The following is a 21217-nucleotide window of genomic DNA, read 5'->3' as shown; positions in this document are numbered from 1 at the left end:
CCGGGGTGCCAGTGACTAGCAAGTCGCCACCGGCATCGCCACCTTCGGGGCCGATGTCGATGAGCCAGTCCGACGCGCGCATCACATCCAGGTTGTGTTCAATCACTAACAAGGAGTGGCCCGCCGCCTGCAACTGCCGGAAAGCCGCCATCAGCGTGGCGATGTCGGCAAAGTGCAGGCCGGTGGTGGGTTCATCGAACAGGAAGAGCGTGTGCTCCCGTTCCTTGCCCTTGGTGCCGGTAGTTGCCAGGTGTCCGGCCAGCTTCAGACGCTGGGCTTCGCCGCCACTCAGGGTAGGCACGGCCTGGCCCAGTTGCAGGTAGTTAAGGCCCACATCGGCCAGGGGTTGCAGGCTGCGCTGAATGTCGGTTTCGTCTTTGAAAAAGTCCAGCGCTTCGGCCACGGTCATCGCCAGCACATCGGCAATCGACACGGCGTTTGAGCGTGCAGTGTCGGTCGAACCGGGCAGGAGTTTGACCTCCAGAATCTCGTCGCGGAAGCGTTTGCCATTGCAGTCCGGGCAGCGCAAATAAACGTCGCTTAAGAACTGCATTTCCACATGCTCAAAACCATTGCCTTGGCAGGTGGGGCAGCGTCCCTGGCCGGAGTTGAAACTGAAGGTGCCCGGCGTGTAACCGCGTTCTTTGGCCAAAGGGGTGGCGACGAAACGCTTGCGAATGGTGTCGAAGGCACCAACGTAGGTCGCCGGTGTTGAACGGGTGGTTTTGCCGATGGGGCTTTGGTCTACCATCACCACCCGGTTGATATGCTCCAGGCCGTCGATGCTGTCATGTGCGCCCGGGGCTTCGGTTTGCTCGCCCTGGTGCTTGAGAATGGCCGGGTACAGTATCTGGCGCATGAGCGTGGATTTACCGGAACCGCTGACGCCGGTCAGGCAGACCAATTGGCCGAGAGGAATGCGGACATCGATGTTTTTCAGGTTATGTTCGCGTGCGCCGTTAATGACGATGGCGGATTCAGTCGTTTGACTCGTTGCAACGGGTGCGGTGCTGACCTGATCAGTGCCATTCAGGTAGCGCGCAGTGAGGTTGTTCTTGCGCCGAAACAGCGCCTTGGGCGTGCCAAAGAACTCGATGTTACCGCCCGCTTTTCCAGGCCCGGGGCCAATATCGAGAATGCGATCGGCAGCCAGTATCACCTGAGGGTCATGCTCGACCACGAGCAATGAATTGTCCGCATCGCGCAGCCGGTGCAGTACCGTGACCAGACGCTGAATATCACGGGGGTGCAGACCGGTGCTGGGTTCGTCCAGCACGAAGAGGGTGTTGACCAGGGAAGTTCCGAGCGCCGTAGTCAGGTTAATGCGCTGTACTTCGCCACCGCTCAGTGTCCGGGACTGACGATCCAGCGTCAGGTAATCCAGACCGACTTCGCACAGATAGCCCAGGCGCGAGCGAATCTCGGTCAGCAGCAGTTGCGTCGGTTCGTCGGTATCGGTGTTAGCCAGTTGCTCAAAGAAGTTGGCACAACGCGACAGCGGCAGTTGCATCATATCGGCGATGTTGAGGCCAGGCAGGTGCTGAAACGTATCGTGCTTCAGCTTGGATCCAGCAGGAACGAAACGGGGTTGGCCCGCCAATGCTTGCTCTGCGGCCTTCAACGAGCCAACCCGCCACCAGAGTGAAGCGGGCTTCAAACGTGCGCCGTTGCAACTGGGGCAGGAGGTGTAGGAACGGTATTTGGAGAGCAGCACTCGAATGTGCATCTTGTAGGCTTTGCTCTCCAGCCAGTTGAAAAATTCCTGTACGCCATACCACACACCCTGGTCCCAGTCGCCTTCGCCCTCTATTACCCAGGCTTTGTGGTCGTCACCGAGTTCGGCCCAGGGCGTATCGATGGGAATGCCCCTTTTTTTGGCGTAACGCATCAGATCGCGCTGCACTTCTTCGTAAGCCGGCGTCTGAATGGGTTTGATAGCACCGCCTTTCAGGCTCTTGCGCTCATCGGGGATCACCAGGCCATAGTCGACACCGATGATGCGGCCGAACCCCCGGCAGCTGTCGCAGGCGCCGATGGGTGAGTTGAAGGAAAACTGGCTGGGGCTGGGTTCCGGGTAGTCGATATCGCACTGGGCGCAGTGGTGGTGGCTGGAGAAGCGCTCAGGCTTACCGGTCTCCCGGGCATCGTCCATCGGGTAAACCAGCACATGGCCTTTGCCGTAACGCAACGCCGTTTCGACGGCTTCGGTCAGCCGGCTGCGGTTATCTTCAGTCAGTTTCAAACGGTCCTGTACCACTTCCACCCGGTCGCCCTCGCGCCGATGGATGCGGGCATAGCCCTGCTGGTTCAGCAGTTGCGATACCTCGTCATCGCTTAACCGCTCTGGCACGTGCAGTGGAATGCACACCATCAGTCGTTGCCCTGCAGACCCATCCCGGTACAGAGCGCTCACGATGCTTTGCGGCGTATCGCTGACCACTTCCCGCCCACAGCTCTGGCAATACAGGTGCGCCAGGCGGGCAAACAGCAGTTTCAGGTAGTCGTTCAACTCGGTCATGGTGCCCACGGTGGAGCGGGAGGTTCGCACCGTGTTGCTCTGTTCGATAGCGATTGCTGGCGGTATGCCCTCAATGCTATCGACCGCGGGCTTATCCATCCGGTCCAGAAACTGACGGGCATAGGTTGAGAAGGTTTCAACGTAGCGGCGCTGGCCCTCGGCGTAGATGGTGTCGAACGCCAGGGTCGACTTGCCTGAACCACTTACCCCGGTGACGACCACCAGTTCGCCCAGCGGAATGTCCAGATCCAGGTTTTTCAGGTTGTTCTGGCGCGCGCCGCGCAGGCGGAGGGTGTCGTGGGGCATGGGGTTTGGCATCCGGGTTGTGGTAAGGGGTAACACACTATAAAGGAGCTAACGGATACGACCAAGGTGGGGTGTTGGATGTTCGTGGATCGAAAGCGTAAAAAGGCGCCATGGCAGCCGGAGAGCCATGGCGCAAAGGTCAATCACAAACTGATGCGATTGATGTCAGCCTTTGATGGCACCTGACGTCATACCGGACACTATCTGACGATTAAAAATCAAAAATACGATCAGCATGGGAACTGTAATCACCAGTATGTTCATAAACAGCAGGTTATAGGCTGTATTAAACATGCTCTGGAAGTTATACAGCGTGAGCTGGATGGTGACGTTGTCATCTCCGGGCAGGTAGTAGAGGGGGTGAACAAAGTCGTTAAAAATCACCACTGACTGGACGACTATGCAGGTTACTGTCACCGGTTTTAGTAATGGCATCATAACTTTGAAAAACAGCGTCAGCGGCCCGGCGCCATCCATAATGGCTGCTTCATCAAGATCCCTCGGTATGGTCGAGAAAAACGCCCGGTACAGGATGATGCCGAAGGAAATGTTGTAGGCCACTTCGATCAGCACCATGCTGTGTAATGTTCTGAAAATACCCAGTTGCTGCAGCATCCAGATAGTGGGCACGATGGCAGGTGGTATCATCAGCCCGCTGAGTACCAGAAAGCCAATCATCTTGTTCCAGGAGGTTTTTCGACGATTAAGCACGAAACCTACCATGGCCGAAAATACAACGATCAGGGTTACACTGGCGACGGTGATGATGGCGCTGTTGATGAACGCTTGAATCATCATGTAATCCCGCGCTTCAATAACCGCCGTAAGGTTTTCCCAGAGTTGCCATTGAGTGGGCCAGGAAAGGTCTAGCAGAGACGCCTGTTGGCGAGACTTGACGGCCGTCAACCCAATAAACAGAAAGGGTACGACAAAAAAGAGCAGGGCACCGCTGTAGGCCAGTACTGAAACCGTTAGTTTACGTGGCGCAATCATCTTAACGCTCCTCCCGGTTGAGGTAAGCCACGATCGGTAACGCCACCACCGCAATCACTACAAACAGGATCACGTTGCCAGCGGTAGAGAGTCCGTAAAAGCCAGCCTGGTATTGCTTGTAGATTACCGACGCCAGCACGTCAGAAGCAAACCCGGGGCCGCCCCGTGTCATGGCCCAGACGAGGTCGAAAGTACGTAAACCATCAATCAGGCTTAGCGTGGTTACAGTAGCAATGGCAGGCCTGGACAGGGGCAGTGTGATTCTCCAGAACTGCTGCCAGGCTGTCGCGCCATCGAGCCGGGCTGCTTCGTAAAAGTCCGTTGGAATGGCGGCAAGACCGGCGATCATGATCAATGTTGCCAGGCCAACGCCCCGCCAGATTTCAACCAGAGCGACCGAGAAAATGGCCAGGTCAGGGTCTATCAGCCAGCGGGGTCCGTCGACGCCGATGGCTGCGAGCGCTTGATTGATAAGACCGCTGTTGGGATCCATCAGCATGGTGAAGGTAATGCCGATACCGATGGTGCTGACCAGTACCGGAAAAAAGACCATGGATCTTAGCAGTCCTCTGAAATAAATATTCGAAGTCAGCAGGACGGCCAGGGCCATGCCCAACACAACCTTGCCGGCGGAGGTGGTAAAGCCAAACAGAAAGGTGTTGATTAGCCCTTTCAACAGGAAGGGTTCATTAAAAAATTCACGATAATTGTCCAGGCCGATGAATCGCTGATCAAACAGCGTCCAATGGGTCATGCTGAAATAGAAAGAGGCAACGGTCGGCACAAGAAACATCAGCCCATAAATCATGCCGGCGGGTAAGAAGAACCACATCGGATAATAGGACTGAATGCTGACAGACTTGGTCTTTCGTATACGGACGTCTGGCTTGTGCCGATTCATAATGGTGTCCACTGCAAGAACCCCGGAGTTGGGGCTCACACTGACCGGGAGTGTCGATCAGCGTGAGCGAGGTCAGAATATTGCCGGGTTAGGATTTACCAGCCAGACAATCCGAGTTGGCGGGCCTGACGGCTCACATCCCGATCATAGAGCTCTGCGCCGGATTGTGCATCACGGAAGCCGGAGCCAATTTCTACCATGATTTGTTCCAGCGACGGTCCCTTGACCGGCGACAGGAATTCCAGAGCCGGTGCGTTGCGGTCTGAATCCTGGAAGTAGACCAGCATATCCGCGACCGGCTGGGGCACTGTGTCGGGCAAACCACAGGTTTCGATCAGGAAGGGGCCTGCGGCGCCGATAGTCTCGACAATGGCTTCACAGCCTTCTGTGCTGGCAACGAACGCCAGAAAGTCTTTTGCTTCATCGGTGTGGTCACTGGTATTGGCGATGTACATCGAACCGGGCATCCAGACCGTCAAGCCATTGCCGTCGTCTCCAGGCTGGGCAAAAAATCCGATGTTTTCGACGCTCTCTTCACCGAAGTTATCGAGCATTGCCGAGACAGCGAACGTCAGCATGGGGTAGTGCGCACCCTCACCCTCGACCAGCATGCGCAAGCCGTCTTCGTAACCGGCGGATTCATAATCGCTGTTAAAGTAGCCGGCCTCGTGAACTTCCTGAATGCGTCTGAAGCTGTTCAGGGCTGCTTCACTGTTGGCAAACTGCCGATTTCCCGCCGTGAATTCCTCGGCAAAGTCGGGGTCTTGCTGCTGCACATTATAAAAGTCTGCGAGGAAGAACAGCTGGGCTGTCCAGGTTTCACCAAAGGTACCAATGACCGGTGCAACATCCGTTTGCGCGTCAATGATGGCATTATTTTCCATGAAGGCGTCCCAGGTAGTGGGGACCTCCAGGTCGAGCTCTTCGTACAATCCCCGGTTGTAGAAAATGCCACCACCCATGCCAGCCTCGAACGGAACACCGTAAACGCCTTCACCCTGAGCGACAACGGACTGATAGGATGGCGAGATCCGTTCCATAAAGTCCTCATCGCTCAGATCAACCAGGGTTCTGGACGGATTCAACGCCTGCATCAGCGAGCCTGAATTATAGATAAACAGGTCGGTCATGCTGCCGGTGGCCAGTCGGGTTCGAACAATGTTGTCCCCTTCCGAGCCACCCGGGCGAATTTCCACACTGATCTCTACGTTGGGGTTTCGCTCCTGATAAGCGGCAACCAGGGCATTGGCAACGGCCACGCTGTTGGGTGAGTTGTCACTCAGCAGACTGAGCTCAACCGGATCATGGGACGAGGCAATCGCCGTTGCCCCGATAAAGGCAGGAAGAGCCAGGCTCAGGCTGCGGAACGTTCTTGTCGTTTTCATGAGTCACCTCTATTGCTTTTTTTGTGGTTGTTTTAAGTGAATGCTGTTTGACACTCTGCTCGTCAGTCAGGCAGCAGGCGTTGCATCCGATAGGTAATTCGGTGCTGACCCGCACCGAGTTCGGCCAGGTCTGCCAATGAAGCAGGTTGACCGTTGCACTGCACATCGCTGATCGGTTCTGGTTGGGAGAAACGACCCGTGGCACCTTGCGGTATTTCAATGGTGTAGGTTACTCGGTCACCCTCAACCGACCAGGCGGCGCTGATCAATCCAATGTGCGCCTGGTAGCTGGCATGAACCGGACCCAGCGTCGGCAAAATGACCGGTGTGAATTCGATCGCTTTAAAACCGGGCTGGTCTTCAGCAGGGCGAATACCCGCAACACCTTCGAACAGCCACTGGCATACGGCGCCATAGGCATAGTGGTTGTAGGAGTTCATATCCGGCGAGAAGGCGGTGCCGTCTTCGCGAATGGCGTCCCAGCGTTCCCAGATGGTGGTGGCACCCTGCTTCACCTGGTAGAGCCAGCCAGGTACCGATTCCTGGAGAAATAATTCAGAAGCCAGCTCGAGCTCGCCAATTTTTATCAGCGCTGGCAGCAGCGCTGGCGTGCCAATGAAACCGGTGCCGATGGTTTTTCCGGTGCGGTGAATGGCATCGACAAAGTACCCTTTGACTGCAGCCCAATGTTGCTCGGGCACCAGATTGTGCTGGATCGCCAGGGCGTAGGAGGTTTGGTCGTTGTAGGCAATGCGTCCGGACGGTGTAATGAATTCTTCGGCGAATGCCAATTTCACTTGCTCCGCTTGTGCAAGCAATTGGTGTTCGGTATCAGTGTTTCCCAACAGGCGAGCAACCCTGGCCGTATTGGTTAAGGCGATATAGAGATAGATGGTTGCAGCCGCATCATCACCCATGGTGGCATGCGGTTTGTCGGTCGGCCCGGAAGGCTGTAGCCAGTCACCGAATGAAAACCCCCGCTCTGACCAATTGCGGGGTGGTCGAACGATGGGCCCATCGCTGATCGACCATACGAAATCGATCCAGCGCAACATGGCGGGGAAGCTGCGCTCCAGCGCGGAGCGGTCGCCGTAGTGGTCCCAGAGCGTGAGTGGCAGTACGTGGATGACATCGCCCCAGCCGGTGCTGCCGGCGAAGTTGGGCATCTTGGAGTTATCTCGCCGTACCGGGTTGGGGACCGTGTGCGGGATGGCGCCTTCGGTGGTTTGTTCAACCAACACGTCGTTAAGCCACTTGCTCAAAAAGGTATGGCTGTCGTGAAGGAAGCAGGCGGTCGGGGCGAATACCTGGGCATCCCCCGTCCAGCCGAGGCGTTCATCCCGTTGTGGGCAATCGGTTGGTGCTTCAATGAAGTTAGAGCGCTGTGACCAGATCGTATTTTCAACCAATCGGTTGACCAGCGGTTGGCCGCATTCGAAGGTACCAGTCTGGTGTTGTATGGAACTGATGGGAACAGATTCAATACTCGTGAGCTTCGCTTTGCCACTGAGCGTTACCCGCGCATAGCGGTATCCCATAAAGGTAAAATGAGGTTGATATTGCTCAGCGCCGACGCCCTTACAGGTGTAGCGTATTTCTGCCGCTGCCGTTCGGTAATTGCGGTTATCGAACTCACGATTCGGGCCGACGATCTCAGAATGTTCGATGAGAACTTCGTCACCGGGCTGCGCCTCGACAGTGAAACGGACATAGCCCGCAAGGTTCTGACCAAAGTCGACAATCAACCGGCCGTCGCTGTCATGCCACTGATTTGCTGCTTTGAATGGCTTCAATTCTCTGACCGGTGTTGTTTCCTGCGACATCAGGATTGAGCTGTCGAAACCTAAAACATTAACACCCTGGGTTGCTTCCAACGTTGTGGCCCGAGCGTCAAAGTGCTCACCCAGATAAATCCCGCTTTTCTGAATGGCGGTCAGACCGGATTTCCAGCGGTCATTGGTTGCCACCAGAAGTTGATCATCCGCGGTGCGAATTTCAGCCATGGCGGCGAGCTTGTCGCCCCAGGTATTGAACAGTGCCACATCTCCCCACATCATCTGTGAGCGCAGCCAGCCATCTGCCAACCAGATTTCGATGTGGTTGGTGCCTGGCTTAAGCAGGTCGGCTACTGAATAGGTCTGGTAGCTAAGGCGAAGGTCATACGCTGTCCAACCGGGGGTTAACAGGTCGCTCCCCACGCGCTTGCCGTTGATGAAGCAGCGGTAGAGGCCGAGTGCGGTTATCAACAGCTGGGTGTCTTGTGCGGGTTGGTCGGCCAGTTCGAATTCTGTGCTCAGGAAAGGCGCTGGGCTGCCAACACCGGCATCGGTGCCGGGCTGAATCATTTGGGCATGCAGAAATGCCGGGCTTACCGACTGAGCGGGTGCGGTCATGAAGCATTGTCTCCGTTACTGCCGACGGGAAAAACCAGTCGTCGGCCTTTGTTTTGTTTTTGTATAACGTTCTACAAACTATACTAGTCATCGCCGATTGAATTGCAAGAAGAAAATGTCAAAAAACGTTACTATCAATCACAACTGATCATAAGGTGTCATTTGGATGAATGAGGTTCTGCATGACCGGGCGCGCTAAACGGGTCACCATCCGCACCGTTGCTGAAGATGCCGATGTCTCGGTAGCTGCGGTCTCCAAGGTGCTGCGTAATTCCTACGGGGTGAGCGAGCGCATGCGGGAAAAAGTGCAGGCGTCGATGCAAAAGCTCGGCTACCGCCCGCACAGCGCCGCACGCGGGTTAAGAGGCAAGACCTTTACTATTGGCCTGTTGCAAAATGACTTGCGCAACCCCTACCTGCCGACCATTTTCGACGGTATTTTCAAGGGCCTGGAGGGTAGCGGCTTTCAGCCTTTGCTGGGGGTGGGGCAGTCTACTGAACCGCTCGAAACCGCTCTGATCAATGCCATGATAGACCGTCAGATGGACGGTTTGATTATGGTTGCCCCGCGGCTGCCGGGCGAGAAAATTGAACAGTTTGCGCGCGAGGTTCCAACCTGCATTATTGCCCACCACCACCCCGATGAGGATGCCTTCGACACGGTTAACTTCGATGACAAACTAGGTGCCCGGGTCGCTGTTCGGCACCTGATTGAACAGGGGTGTCATAACATTGTGATGCTCAGTCAGGCGTTGCCTGAGCCTGGTGTTTCCAACGTTATTCAGCAGCGTGAGCTCGGCTTTATTGAAGCTATGGGTGGGCTGAATAAGCGTCCATCTGATGCCATTGTGCACGGCTTTTTCGATGCCGCTTCGACGGAAACGCTGATCAGGGAATTACTGCTAAAACCGGATCGGCCGGATGGCCTCTTTTGCTGGAGTGATATGGTGGCAACTCAGGTGTTTGTTGCGGCCGCGGAGATTGGGCTGCGCATTCCTGAAGACATCGCTGTCGTCGGTTATGACAACACCTACGATGATCAGCTTCGGCCCTTTGGCCTGAGTAGCCTGAACCAGCCTGGCTATAAACTCGGGGTAGCTGCGGCTCAGTTGCTGCTGAGCCGCATTGAAGGGCGCTCCGAGGCCGAACACAAAGTGTTCAGCCCGGAGCTGATCGTTCGAGGCAGTTCGCTGCGCTCAGACGATACCTGAACCAGACCCACCACTGGCAGGGCGCTGCTTGGCAACGTTGGCCCGGTACCCACTCTTGCGGTAGGTGGCAATCGGGTCGATGGCGCCGCCGGTACGATGCCGTGCCATTTGCAAAATGGGCTCAACATCCAGATTAAAGGCAGCTTTCAGGGTTGCCTGTGCCATCAGCGGGTCGTTATCAGCCTGGTATTGGGCCAGTTGCGACCGATCGACCAGGCTGGCCTTGATGAACGCCCGTTGAACTTCGGCGGCGCTATACATCAGGCTTTCGACCGGGTCGGTGACGTTGTGTGACTGATCCAGCATGTAGAAAGGTGCGAAGCTAGGTTCTGCTGCTTTGAAGTCCACCAGTTCCAGGAATACCAGAAACAGCTGGTAGGGGTCGATTGAACCGCTGTCTAGGTCGTCGTCGCCGTATTTGCTGTCGTTGAAATGGAACCCACCTAGTTTGCCGAACTGCGCCAGCCGCGCGACGATCATCTCAATGTTGACGTTGGGTGCGTGGTGACCCAGATCCACCAGCGACAAGCACCTCTCGCCGGTTTCCTTCGCTGCCAGATAACTGCTGCCCCAATCCTGAATCACCGTGGAATAAAACGCCGGCTCAAACATCTTGTGTTCCAGCAGCATGTTCCAGTCTTTAGGCAGGGCGTTGTATATCGTTTTGGCGCTGTCGAGGTAATGGCTGAAACTGTTGCGGAAATGCTGTTGACCGGGGAAGTTGGAGCCATCGCCGACCCAGACGGTCAGCGCTTTGGAACCCAGTGCTTTGCCCAGTTCGATCACCTCAATGTTGTGCTTGATCGCTTGCTCTCGCACCGCCTCGCTGGTGTGGGTGAGGCTGCCGTACTTGTACGACTGAGTCTGATCGGGCTGATCCTGAAAGGTGTTGGAGTTCATCGCATCGAACGCCAGCCCGCGATCTTCCGCAAACGCTTTTAGCTCGGCCGGATCTGTTGGCCGATCCCAGGGAATGTGCAGTGACACCGTTGGCGTGGCCTGGCTCAGTTGCTGAATAACAGCACAGTCATCCAGTTTTTCGAAAATAGTGCGCGGTTCACCAGGCCCCGGGAATCTCGCGAAACGAGTACCACCGGTACCCACACCCCAGGAGGGCAGGGCAACGGCAAAGCCGGTTGCCGCCTGGGTGAGTTGTTCGATATCGACATCGCTACGGGCCAGTTTTGCCGCCAGGGCGTCATAGTCAGCCGTCAGCGCTGTTTCCTGCTGACGGTTGTGTTCGGATACCAGATCCGTTGATATTGGCCGGGTCATAACCCACCTCCAGTCATTGTCTTGTTGTTATCGGGTGAACGAGGGCGCATGGCCTGCATCGACGTTCAGGATATTACCGGTTGATTTTGCGGAGGCATCGCTGGCGAAGAAATAGATGCCTTCGGCGATGTCTTCGGGCAGCACGCTCAATTTGAGCAGGCTGCGCTGACGGTAGTGGTCTTCGAGTTCATCCTCGGCCAGGTTATAGGCGTCGGCGCGCTCTTCTTTCCACTTACCGGTCCAGATTTTCGAGCCGCGCAGAACGGCGTCCGGGTTGACCACGTTGGCACGAATACCGTGTGGCGCGCCTTCGAGGGCAACGCAACGCGCCAGTTGAACTTCGGCGGCTTTGGCGGTGCAGTAGGCCGATGCATTGGCCGAGGCGACCATGGCATTTTTGCTGGCAACGAACACCATATTGCCACCCATCTGCTGGGCTTTCAGAACTTTGAATGCCTCACGCGCTACCAGGAAGTAGCCGGTGTTCAGAATGCTGTGGTTCAGGTTCCAGAGGTCGAGGCTGGTTTCATCCAGCGGGGCGGATGATGCGATGCCGGCGTTGGACACCACAATGTCGAGCCCGCCAAAGGCGACCGAGGTTGCCGCCATCGCATCAATGACGGCCTGCTCTTTGGTCACGTCCATGGTGACGGAATTGACCTGGTCGGGGCTGAACTGCTTTTTAAATGAGCCTTCAACCTCTGTCAGGCTGCCGGTGTCGATATCCATCAACATCACGCAGGCACCGTCAGCCATCAAGCGTGCGGCGGTGGCCTGACCAATGCCGCCAGCACCGCCGGTGACCAGGGCAATCCGCCCGGCCAGGGCCTTGGGCTTGGGCATGCGCTGCAGTTTGGCCTCTTCCAATAGCCAGTATTCGATGTCGAAGGCCTCTTGCTCGGGCAGACCCATGTATTCGCTTACACCGGACGCACCGCGCATAACGTTAATGGCGTTGACGTAAAACTCACCGGCGATGCGCGCCGTGGCTTTGTCTTTGGCGAAGGAGAACATGCCGACGCCGGGCACCAGGTAGATGACCGGGTTGGCATCGCGCATTGCCGGGCTGTTGTCGCGTTTGCAGCGATTATAGTAGGCGGCGTAATCCTGGTTGTAGGCGTCGAGTTGAGCGTCGAGCCCGGCGATGACGTCTTCCAGGTTGTCTTTGGCCGGGTCGTAGTCGACGACCAGTGGCTTGATCTTGGTGCGCAGGAAGTGGTCCGGGCAGGAGGTGCCCAGTTCCGCCAGCGCGGGCATGTTGTTGGAATTGACGAATTCGAGCACTTCCGGGTTGTCGTTGAAGTGGCCGATCTGGCGCTGGCGCTGGCTGGTTTTACCGCGAATCACCGGCATCAGCTGTGCGGCGACGGCGCGGCGGCGGTCTTCGCTCAGTGTGGTGTGGCGCGCGCCGCCGAAGGCGTCGACGCCGGCCAGGCGCTTGTCCAGCCAGGCTTGCGCCTTGTTGATCATCTCCAGCGAGGTCTCATAGCATTCTTTGCTGGTATCACCCCAGGTAAAGAGCCCGTGGGCTTCGAGCACGATGCCTTTCAAGTGCGGCTTTTCAATGGCCAGTTTTTCCAGCTCCAGGCCGAGTTGATAGCCAGGGCGCATCCAGGGCAACCAGCCTATGTCGCCGCCGTAGATTTCTTCGGTCAGTTCGCGGCTGTTCTTTGAGGCGGCGATCGCGATAACGGCATCGGGGTGGAGGTGATCGATGTGCGCCTTGGCGACATAGGTATGCAGAGGGGTATCGATGCTGGCCGCTTTGGGGTTCAGGTTAAAGGTGCAGTGCGGCAGGTAATCGACCATTTCGTCTTCGTGTGCTTCACCCCGATACAGGTTTTTCAGCGCTCGCAGCTTATCCATATAAAGGGTGGCGAAACCATCGAGCCCCATGCTGCCAATATCCCCGCCCGAGCCTTTTACCCACAATACTTCAACGGACTCACCGTTGAGCGGGTCTTTGCAGAAAATCTTGGCTGAGGTGTTGCCGCCACCGTAGTTGGTGACGCGCATGTCAGAACCGAGCAGGTTCGAGCGGTACTGCAACAATTCCGGTTCAGACAGCGTTGCGGCGGTGGCGTCATCCCAGAGGTTGGGAATAAACGCGTCAGATTGGGCGGGCATAGGAAGGTTCCTCATTGTATTGGGTATAGACGATAGTTCGGTCTGGCTGTGACTGTTCCCCCCGCGCTGGTTATACTTGGCGTTATGACGGGTGGTGAACGATTTTTACCAAGTTTAGCGTCACAATATTTCATTATCAATCATTTATTTTCAAATAAAGGGTTGTAAATTGCATTTTCTTGCTTAATATGACTGAAGGAGATTGGTTATGCATGAAATTGAACGACATCGGATTATTCTGACCGAGGTCGACGAGAAGCCGATTGTCACCCTGGGATACCTGGTTGACCTCTTGGGTGTCTCGGAGGCGACGGTCAGGCGCGACATCAGTCAATTGCATAAACAAGCCAAGTTAAAGAAGGTCCGTGGGGGTGCGGAAGCGATCAACCCACCGAGTCGAACCAGCCTGCTGGGGCGGCCCTATTCGGTGAATCAGTCGATCAACGCCCGCGCCAAACGGGAAATTGCCCGGGCGGCGGTGAACCTGTGCGAAGACGCTGCCTCCATCATTATTAATGGCGGCACCACCACCTTCTTCATGGCTGAGCATTTAAAAACAAAGAAGCTCAACATTTTGACCAACTCCTTTGTTATGGCCGAACACTTGCTGAAACACAGTAAAAATACCGTCACGGTCCCCGGGGGGACGGTGTATCAGGAGCAGAACATCATCCTGAGCCCTTTCCCGAACGACGTGTCCAGCCACTTCTTTGCGACCTATCTGTTTCTGGGCGCTCAGGGTGTTGGGCCACAGGGTGTGCTGGAGGCGGACCCGCTGATCGTACAGGCCGAGATGAAACTGATTAACCAGGCTGAAAAGCGGGTGCTACTGGTCGACAGCAGCAAATTCAGCAATCGGTCCAATTTGATTTTGTGCCCGTTGTCGCTCATCGATTACGTGATTACCGATGATGGCATCGATGCAAAAAGCCGGAAGATGATCGAGGAGGCAGGGTGCCAGTTGATCGTCGTTTCAATGACCAATCAGGCCACGATGCCTGAAACCATACCCTGACAGCAGTGCGACCTTCGTGATGCTCAAAGGGTAATACAACAATAAGATGGAGAAATCACAATGAATCTGAAGACCCTTTTAGCCGCGACGGCTGCCGTTGCAACACTTGTTTTCTCGCCACTGTCTCATGCTGAGGATGTGCGCATCGCCCTGGTGGTTAAATCGCTGGGTAACGGTTTCTTTGAAGCGGCCCATGAAGGTGCGCAGGAAGCGGCCGCCGAACTGGGTGATGTCGAAGTGATTTATACCGGCCCAACTACCACGACAGCCGAAGGCCAGATTGAAGTCATTACCTCGCTGATTGCCCAGAACGTTGACGCCATCGCGGTTTCGGCGAACGATGCCAATGCACTGGTGCCTATTCTGCAACGCGCGCGCAGCCGGGGCATTACGGTAATATCCTGGGATTCCGGCGTAGCGGCTGCAGGTCGCGAAGTGCACCTGAATCCATCGAGCAACGCCCTGATTGGTGAAATGAACATTCGTCTGGCTGCAGATGCGCTGGAACAAGCCGGTGCCAGCGAAGGCCAGTTTGCCATCATGAGCGCAACGCCCACCTCAACCAACCAGAACATCTGGATTGAAGAAATGCGCAAGGTGCTGCCCGATTACCCGCAGCTGGAACTGGTTGATGTCGCCTATGGCGATGACCTGGCCGACAAGAGCTACCGCGAAGCCCTGGCTTTGCTGAGCAACCACAGTGATCTGAAAGTGATCGTAGCGCCTACCACCGTCGGCTTCCTGGCAGCGGCCCAAGCTGTACGCGATGAAGGCCGGGTCGGTGAAGTCTATGTAACGGGCCTGGGTTTGCCGTCAGAAATGGCGGGCCATGTGGATGCGGGTGTCGTGCACAACTTTGCCATCTGGAACCCGATCGACCTGGGTTACGCGGCGACTCACATTGCCTATGATCTGGTGAAAGACACCAACGGCAATGGCACTGTATCGATGGGTCGCCTGGGTGAAGGCACACTGGACGACAACGGCGAAGTCGCCATGTCCGAGCCCTTTATCTACGATGCCAGCAATGTGCATCAGTTCGCCGAGATCTTTTGATCTGCAGCGGTTGAGTGATGGTGAGCCGTTGGCAAAAACGTTGATAACGGCTCCCTAAGAAATGCATTCAACTCAGGCTGTCTGTTAAGGGTTACTCAGGACAGGCAGCCTGTTACGTTGATTTATAACTATAAGAAATCGCCATGACCACTGATACGCCCTTGTTTGCTCTACGCAATGTGTCAAAAGTATTCCCTGGAGTAAAAGCGCTGGATGACGTTCAGCTCGAACTGTACTCCGGGCAAGTCACTGCTCTGGTTGGTGAGAACGGGGCCGGTAAATCGACTCTGGTAAAAACCATGACCGGTATCTATCAGCCGGAGGCCGGAGACATCTGGTTTAACGGTGAAGTAGTGAGTTTTCCGAATCCGGAGGCGGCCCGCCAGATGGGCATTACCGCTATTCACCAGGAAACGGTTCTGTTCGATGAACTGAGCGTCGCGGAAAATATTTTTGTGGGCAGTTACCCGACCAAGGGGTGGCTGAAGTCCATCGACTGGTCGACCATGAACGAACGCGCCCGGGCGATTCTGGCTGAGATTGAAGCGCCGCTTTCTCCCACAGCGCCGCTCAAAGGGCTGAGCATCGGCCAGAAGCATATGGTTGCCATTGCCCGGGCGTTGTCGGTAAAGGCGCGGGTCGTGATTCTTGACGAGCCCACCGCGGCCTTGTCACACCACGAAATACAAGAGCTGTATGAGATTATCGAGCGGCTTAAAGCCAACGGCACCGCGATTCTGTTTATTACCCACAAGTTTGATGAGATTTTTGCCGTGGCGGATCGGTATACCGTGTTTCGCGACGGCCGTTACATCGGCGCCGGTTCCATTAAGGAGGTCACAGAGCCTGAGCTGGTGGAAATGATGGTCGCCCGTAGCGTTAAGGATACCTACCCCAAGGTTGAGGCGGAGCTTGGTGACACCGTGTTCAGTGTGAAAAGTCTCAGCCACCCGACTGAATTCGACGATATATCCTTTGACGTTCGTCGCGGGGAAATCCTGGGGCTATATGGTTTGGTAGGAGCCGGGCGCACCGAGATCATGAAGGCGATCATCGGGTTATCACCCAAAGCCAGCGGACAGGTTTTTCTGGATGGCCAACCAATCGACATTCGCTCTCCGGCTGAAGCCATTCACCACGGTATTGTTTATGTGCCCGAAGAACGCCAGCAACAGGGTGTCATGCTCGACTTGCCGATTTATCAGAACATCAGCCTGCCGCAGTTGCATCGTACCAGCAAAGCCGGCTTCCTTCGGCCAAGCCGGGAGTACGAGCTGACCCAGGATTATGCCAAACGACTGAATGTAAAAACCTCCAACTGGAGTGAAGTGGTGAATAACCTGTCGGGTGGCAATCAACAGAAGGTGGTGATTGCCAAGTGGCTGGCGACTGATCCCAAGGTCATTATTCTGGATGAACCAACCAAGGGGATTGATATCGGCTCCAAGGCAGCGGTGCATCAGTTCATGTCAGAGCTGGTGCAGCAGGGGCTTGCAGTCATTATGGTGTCGTCTGAACTGCCTGAAGTCATGGGCATGGCAGACCGGATTATTGTGATGCACGAGGGGTTGATCACCCAAACGTTATTGCGCAGTGAAGCCAGTGCCGAGGGCATTGTCAGTGCCGCTACCGGAGGCCAGTCATGAAGTTTGCCATGCGAATCGTGGAGCAACGGGAACTGCTGCTGGCGACGGTGATCCTGTTCATGCTGGTGGTTATTGCCAGTATTAACCCGGGGTTCGTTCACCCTGAGAACCTGGCCAGTGTCTTTAACGACACCTCCATTCTGATCATCCTGGCGCTGGGCCAGATGCTGGTGATTCTGACCCGGTGTATTGACTTGTCGGTGGCGGCGAATGTGGCGCTAACCGGAATGGTTGTGGCGTTAATCAACTCAGTCTTTCCAGGCGTGCCCATTCCTTTGCTGCTGGTTCTTTCGTTAATACTCGGGGCTGGCCTGGGGGCAATCAACGGCGCCTTTGTCTGGTTGTTGAGTGTTCCGGCCATTGTGGTGACGCTGGGGACCATGAGCATCTATCGCGGTGTCATCTTTTTACTCAGTGGTGGTGAATGGGTAAACGCTCACCAGATGAGCCCGGAATTTCTGGCCCTGCCACGCCAGGTTTTTCTCGGTCTTCCCGTATTGAGCTGGATCGCCCTGGTGGTGATGGTAGCGGTGTACTTGTTGAGCCGTTTTCGCCCCTTTGGCCGCGAACTCTACGCGTCAGGCGGCAACCCCCATGCGGCTTTCTATACCGGCATTAACGTGGGGCTGACGCAGTTCAAGGCGTTTGTTATTTCCGGCGCACTGGCCGGGTTGTGCGGGTACCTCTGGGTGTCCCGCTATGCGGTGGCTTATGTGGAAGTTGCCAATGGGTTTGAGCTGCAAGTTGTGGCGGCCTGCGTTATTGGCGGTATCAGCATTATGGGGGGTGTCGGCTCGGTTGGCGGTGTGATTCTGGGGGCTCTGTTCCTGGGCATTATCAATAATTCGCTGAGTGTTGTCGGGGTATCCCAGTTCTGGCAACTGGCCATTTCGGGGTCGGTCATCCTGATCGCGGTGATCGCCAATTCCCGCTCGGAGCGTCGTGCCGATCGCATCATCCTGCGCAAGGCAATAGCTGCCGACGCCCTGCAACCGAACCCGGGAACCGCCGCGAGCCGTTGAGGAACCTTTTATGGAACAAACCATGAATCAAGCCACTACGCCCAATCAGCTGGGCGCTTCCTGGAAGGGCATCGCCTTTCGTTGGGAAACGTTTTTACTGGCGGTGTTCGCCTTCGTTTTTGTCATGTTTGCAATGGCATCACCTTACTTCCTGAGTGTCTGGAACCTGTCGGATGCGACCTTTAATTTTACCGAACGCGCCCTGATCGCTTTGCCGATGGCGATGCTGATTATCTGCCGGGAAATTGATTTGTCGGTGGCATCGACCATGGCGCTGGCGTCAGTGGCCATGGGGATGATCGCCGAACTGGGGGCTGGTGTGCCAGCCGTCGTGGTTATCGGCTTGTTTGTCGGTCTGCTCTGCGGGCTGTTCAATGGTTTTATTGTCACGACCTTCGGCATTCCGTCGATCGTGGTCACGATTGGCACCATGAGCCTGTTTCGTGGCATTACCAATGGTCTGATGGGCAATGAGGTACTGAACAGTTACCCCGCCGGGTTTTCCTACTTCGGCCAGGGCTACGTACACTGGGTGTTTTCCTTTCAGTTTGTGCTGTTTTTGGGCGCGGCTTTGCTGTTTTATGTTTTGCTGCATCATACCAACTTTGGCCGCCGGACCTACGCCATCGGTGCCAACCCGGTAGCGGCCGAGTACTCGGGGATTCGGGTGAACCGTCACAAGATGATTTTGTTTGCCGCCGTCGGGTTAATGGCGGGGCTGGCATCTGTGCTGCTGACGTCTCGCCTGGGCAGTACCCGGCCGGCGATTGCCTTTGGCTGGGAGCTGAGCATCGTCACTATGGTGGTGCTGGGTGGTGTGAATATCCTGGGTGGCTCGGGTTCGATTATTGGGGTGGTGATAGCCGCTTTTCTGATGGGCATCGTGACCTTTGGCCTGGGTTTGTTGAATGTGCCTGGTGTGGTGATGACGATTATTATCGGGGCCATGCTGATCACGGTGATTAGCCTGCCGATCATCGCGCAGCGCTTGAAAGCCATGCGGAGTAAACGCTTGTGATCTATGCCTCTGTCATGCAATTACACCCGGGTTACGAGGCAGAATACCAGCGCCGCCATGATGACCTCTGGCCAGACCTGCGCGAGCACCTGAAAGCCTGCGGCATGCGCAATTATCGTATTTTCCTGCACCCGGAGACGCTGCAGCTGTTCGCCAGTTTTGAAACCGACCAGCCACTGGACGAAGCTAGGCTTAAGGCTGCGCCGGTGATGCAGCGCTGGTGGGATGCGATGGCGGACATCATGGAAAACCGCACAGACTCAACAGAACCGTTTGCTATTCCCCTGAAAGAGGTTTTTCATTTACCGTGACAGCCCATCAGCAGACCCAAGCGAGCAAGGCGGACATTGTTGCGGTGTTCGACATTGGTAAAACCAACCTGAAACTGTGTGCGCTTGACGCCAACCAGCTAACAGACGCACCGCTGGATGTATTGCGACACACGAACGAGGTGATCGATCGGTCACCCTACCCGCATCTGGACAGCGAAGGTACCTGGCTCTGGTTACAGCGGGGTCTTAAAAACTTTGGCGAGCGGTTCTGCGTTCGGGCGATAGCCATCACCACTCACGGCGCCACGGCAGCTTGTCTGAAAGGCGATGCATTGGCGCTGCCCATTCTTGATTACGAAAGCGATGTTTGCCAGGCCGTTGTTGAAGATTACAGGGCGTTGCGTTCCGGGTTTGAGCAGACAGGTAGCCCGGAAATGGCCGTTGGCCTGAATCTGGGCTTGCAGCTCTATTGGCTGTCTAAAGCCTTTCCGGACCGGTTCTCTGAAGTCACCGATATTCTGACTCTGCCACAATACTGGGGTTGGCGATTGAGTGACAAAAAAGTCAGCGAAGTGACCTCGCTGGGGTGTCACACCGACTTGTGGTCGCCAGCCCGAAACGACTTTTCTGACCTGGTTACGCGACTTGGCTGGTGTGATTTATTTCCACCCGTTGCTGCTACCGGCCAGCCGGTTGGCACGATTCGACCTGAACTGGCCGACTCATTAGGCTTGCCGGCAGACTGTGTCGTTTGCAATGGCATTCACGACAGCAATGCCTCGCTGGTGCCGCATTTGTTGAGCGCAAGCGAGCCTTTTACGGTGGTGTCCAGCGGTACCTGGACGATTATGTGTCGGGTGGGTGGTGAACCGGTCACCCTGACCGAAGCCGATGACATGCTGCTGAACGTCAATGCCTTTGGCGATGCCGTTCCGACCATTCGATTCATGGGCGGGCGCGAGTGGGAAACACTCAGAGGCACCAGTGAGTCGGATTTGAAGGATCTTGAAAGCGTGATGCAGCTGGGTGTGTTTGCGGTACCGTCATTCAGTGATCAGGGCGGGCCCTTCCGCACTCAACATGGCCGTCTGACCGGACCGGTACATGAACTGACCGCCACCCAGAAAACAGCCCTGGCCTCCTTGTATTGTGCGCTGATGACAGACTATTGCCTGGACCGACTGGAGCATCGTGTTGGTGACATCATCGTTGAAGGTGCCTTTGCCCGTAATGAAACCTACCTGAGGGTTCTTGCCAGTCTGCGTCAGCAAAAAGGGGCGCAGCCGGTAAGGTGCAGTGCTGATGTGACGGGTACGGCGCAGGGAGTGGCCTTGTTGTGGCAGGGGAAGAAATCGGGAGCTGAGGCACTGCAAAAAGACAGTGCGCTGGTTAAGCCTTTGCCTGACAAAGCTGACCGATTACTGCAGGCGCACGCCAGGCAATGGCACGAAACGATAAAGAGCCATTCTGTTTAAATGCCTGGATGTCTTGCGGGTAAACCTGAAAAAGAAGTGAAAGTAGAGAGTGGGGGAGGGAGCCCTCCCCCGTTTTCAGTGGATATTACCGCCGCTGCAATCAGGCAGCTTTGGTTTTATCCTTGTTTTCCTGATGCTCAATGGCCGTGCTGGAAGCCTTGCCGTTAATGGCAATGGTTTTCGGCTTCATCGCCTCGGGCACTTCCTTGACCAGTTGAATGGTCAGCAAGCCGTGCTTGAGCTCTGCGCCGCGCACTTCCACATGGTCGGCCAGGTTGAACTTGCGTTCAAAGGACCGGTAGGCAATGCCCTGATGCAGGAAGCGACGGTTCTTGTCATCTTCGTTGTTGGCTTTCTTGCCGCGTACCGTCAGTACGCCGTTTTCGACCTGAAGGTTCAGTTCCTCTTCTTCAAAGCCGGCCACTGCCAGGGTAATACCGTACTCGTTTTCACCCGTCACTTCGATGTTGTAAGGCGGGTAACCGTTGGAGGTTTGCTCGCCACGCAGGGCGGAATCCAACAGGTTGGCCATACGGTCGAAGCCAATGGTGCTGCGGTACAGTGGTGTTAAGTCGATGTGTGTCATAGTCATATTCTCCTAACG

General features: G+C 55.8%; 15 protein-coding genes and 1 pseudogene. 8 read left to right on the top strand and 8 right to left on the bottom strand.

Annotated elements, in window-relative coordinates:
* Positions 1-52: 52 nt before the first annotated feature.
* From uvrA to EP166_RS09390, 5 genes and pseudogenes are all read right to left on the bottom strand, one after another.
* Positions 53-2824 (bottom strand): annotated as a pseudogene (gene uvrA, locus EP166_RS21725) (excinuclease ABC subunit UvrA); the annotation flags it as partial.
* Between the two features lie 165 nt (positions 2825-2989).
* Positions 2990-3817 carry a carbohydrate ABC transporter permease gene (locus EP166_RS09405; protein WP_127556560.1) on the bottom strand — a complete coding sequence of 276 codons (828 nt, stop codon included), beginning with the start codon at positions 3815-3817 and terminating at the stop codon, positions 2990-2992.
* Position 3818: 1 nt separating this feature from the next.
* Complete coding sequence (locus EP166_RS09400) at positions 3819-4718, bottom strand: carbohydrate ABC transporter permease (RefSeq protein WP_220432535.1); 900 nt, start codon at positions 4716-4718, stop codon at positions 3819-3821.
* Positions 4719-4813: 95 nt separating this feature from the next.
* Complete coding sequence (locus EP166_RS09395; protein WP_127556559.1) at positions 4814-6103, bottom strand: ABC transporter substrate-binding protein; 1290 nt, start codon at positions 6101-6103, stop codon at positions 4814-4816.
* A 62-nt stretch (positions 6104-6165) separates the two neighbouring features.
* The gene (locus tag EP166_RS09390) at positions 6166-8496 is read right to left on the bottom strand and encodes an alpha-L-rhamnosidase (protein ID WP_127556558.1); all 2331 of its coding nucleotides are present in this window, start codon (positions 8494-8496) and stop codon (positions 6166-6168) included.
* 182 nt (positions 8497-8678) lie between these two features.
* On the opposite strand from EP166_RS09390, the gene EP166_RS09385 reads away from it, so the two are divergent.
* Positions 8679-9707: a LacI family DNA-binding transcriptional regulator gene (locus EP166_RS09385; RefSeq protein WP_220432534.1), complete on the top strand. Its 1029-nt coding sequence runs from the start codon at positions 8679-8681 to the stop codon at positions 9705-9707.
* Here EP166_RS09385 and rhaI read toward each other — a convergent pair.
* On the bottom strand, positions 9693-10982 hold the full coding sequence (gene rhaI / locus EP166_RS09380) for an L-rhamnose catabolism isomerase (RefSeq protein ID WP_127556556.1): 1290 nt from the start codon (positions 10980-10982) through the stop codon (positions 9693-9695). The genes EP166_RS09385 and rhaI overlap by 15 nt on opposite strands.
* A 27-nt stretch (positions 10983-11009) precedes the next feature.
* On the bottom strand, positions 11010-13109 hold the full coding sequence (locus EP166_RS09375) for a bifunctional rhamnulose-1-phosphate aldolase/short-chain dehydrogenase (protein ID WP_127556555.1): 2100 nt from the start codon (positions 13107-13109) through the stop codon (positions 11010-11012).
* A 208-nt stretch (positions 13110-13317) separates the two neighbouring features.
* On the opposite strand from EP166_RS09375, the gene EP166_RS09370 reads away from it, so the two are divergent.
* The 7 genes from EP166_RS09370 to EP166_RS09340 all read left to right on the top strand — a co-directional run bounded on the left by EP166_RS09370 (position 13318) and on the right by EP166_RS09340 (position 20613).
* Entirely contained in the window at positions 13318-14124 is an 807-nt protein-coding gene (locus EP166_RS09370) for a DeoR/GlpR family DNA-binding transcription regulator (protein ID WP_127556554.1), read from the top strand.
* Positions 14125-14184: 60 nt separating this feature from the next.
* Positions 14185-15180: a rhamnose ABC transporter substrate-binding protein gene (gene rhaS, locus EP166_RS09365; RefSeq protein ID WP_127556553.1), complete on the top strand. Its 996-nt coding sequence runs from the start codon at positions 14185-14187 to the stop codon at positions 15178-15180.
* Positions 15181-15323: 143 nt separating this feature from the next.
* A complete protein-coding gene (locus EP166_RS09360) occupies positions 15324-16826 on the top strand; it encodes a sugar ABC transporter ATP-binding protein (RefSeq protein ID WP_127556552.1) in 1503 nt (500 codons plus the stop codon).
* On the top strand, positions 16823-17848 hold the full coding sequence (locus EP166_RS09355) for an ABC transporter permease (protein WP_246026265.1): 1026 nt from the start codon (positions 16823-16825) through the stop codon (positions 17846-17848). The genes EP166_RS09360 and EP166_RS09355 overlap by 4 nt, the downstream gene beginning before the upstream one ends.
* A 22-nt stretch (positions 17849-17870) precedes the next feature.
* Positions 17871-18866, top strand: a complete 996-nt coding sequence (locus EP166_RS09350; protein ID WP_246026264.1) for an ABC transporter permease — start codon at positions 17871-17873, stop codon at positions 18864-18866.
* Positions 18863-19177, top strand: coding sequence for an L-rhamnose mutarotase (locus tag EP166_RS09345; RefSeq protein WP_246026263.1), 315 nt, complete (start codon positions 18863-18865; stop codon positions 19175-19177). Before EP166_RS09350 ends, EP166_RS09345 begins: the two co-directional genes overlap by 4 nt.
* A complete protein-coding gene (locus EP166_RS09340) occupies positions 19174-20613 on the top strand; it encodes an FGGY-family carbohydrate kinase (protein ID WP_164743887.1) in 1440 nt (479 codons plus the stop codon). Before EP166_RS09345 ends, EP166_RS09340 begins: the two co-directional genes overlap by 4 nt.
* Positions 20614-20713: 100 nt before the next feature.
* Here the strand turns inward: EP166_RS09340 and EP166_RS09335 are convergent, their stop codons facing one another.
* Positions 20714-21199, bottom strand: a complete 486-nt coding sequence (locus EP166_RS09335) for an Hsp20 family protein (protein WP_127556549.1) — start codon at positions 21197-21199, stop codon at positions 20714-20716.
* Positions 21200-21217 lie beyond the last annotated feature (18 nt).

Source organism: Saccharospirillum alexandrii (assembly GCF_004000275.1).
In the GTDB taxonomy this organism is placed as follows: domain Bacteria; phylum Pseudomonadota; class Gammaproteobacteria; order Pseudomonadales; family Natronospirillaceae; genus Saccharospirillum; species Saccharospirillum alexandrii.
Note: the sequence above shows the minus strand (reverse complement) of the source record. Positions and strands in the feature narration are given on the sequence as shown.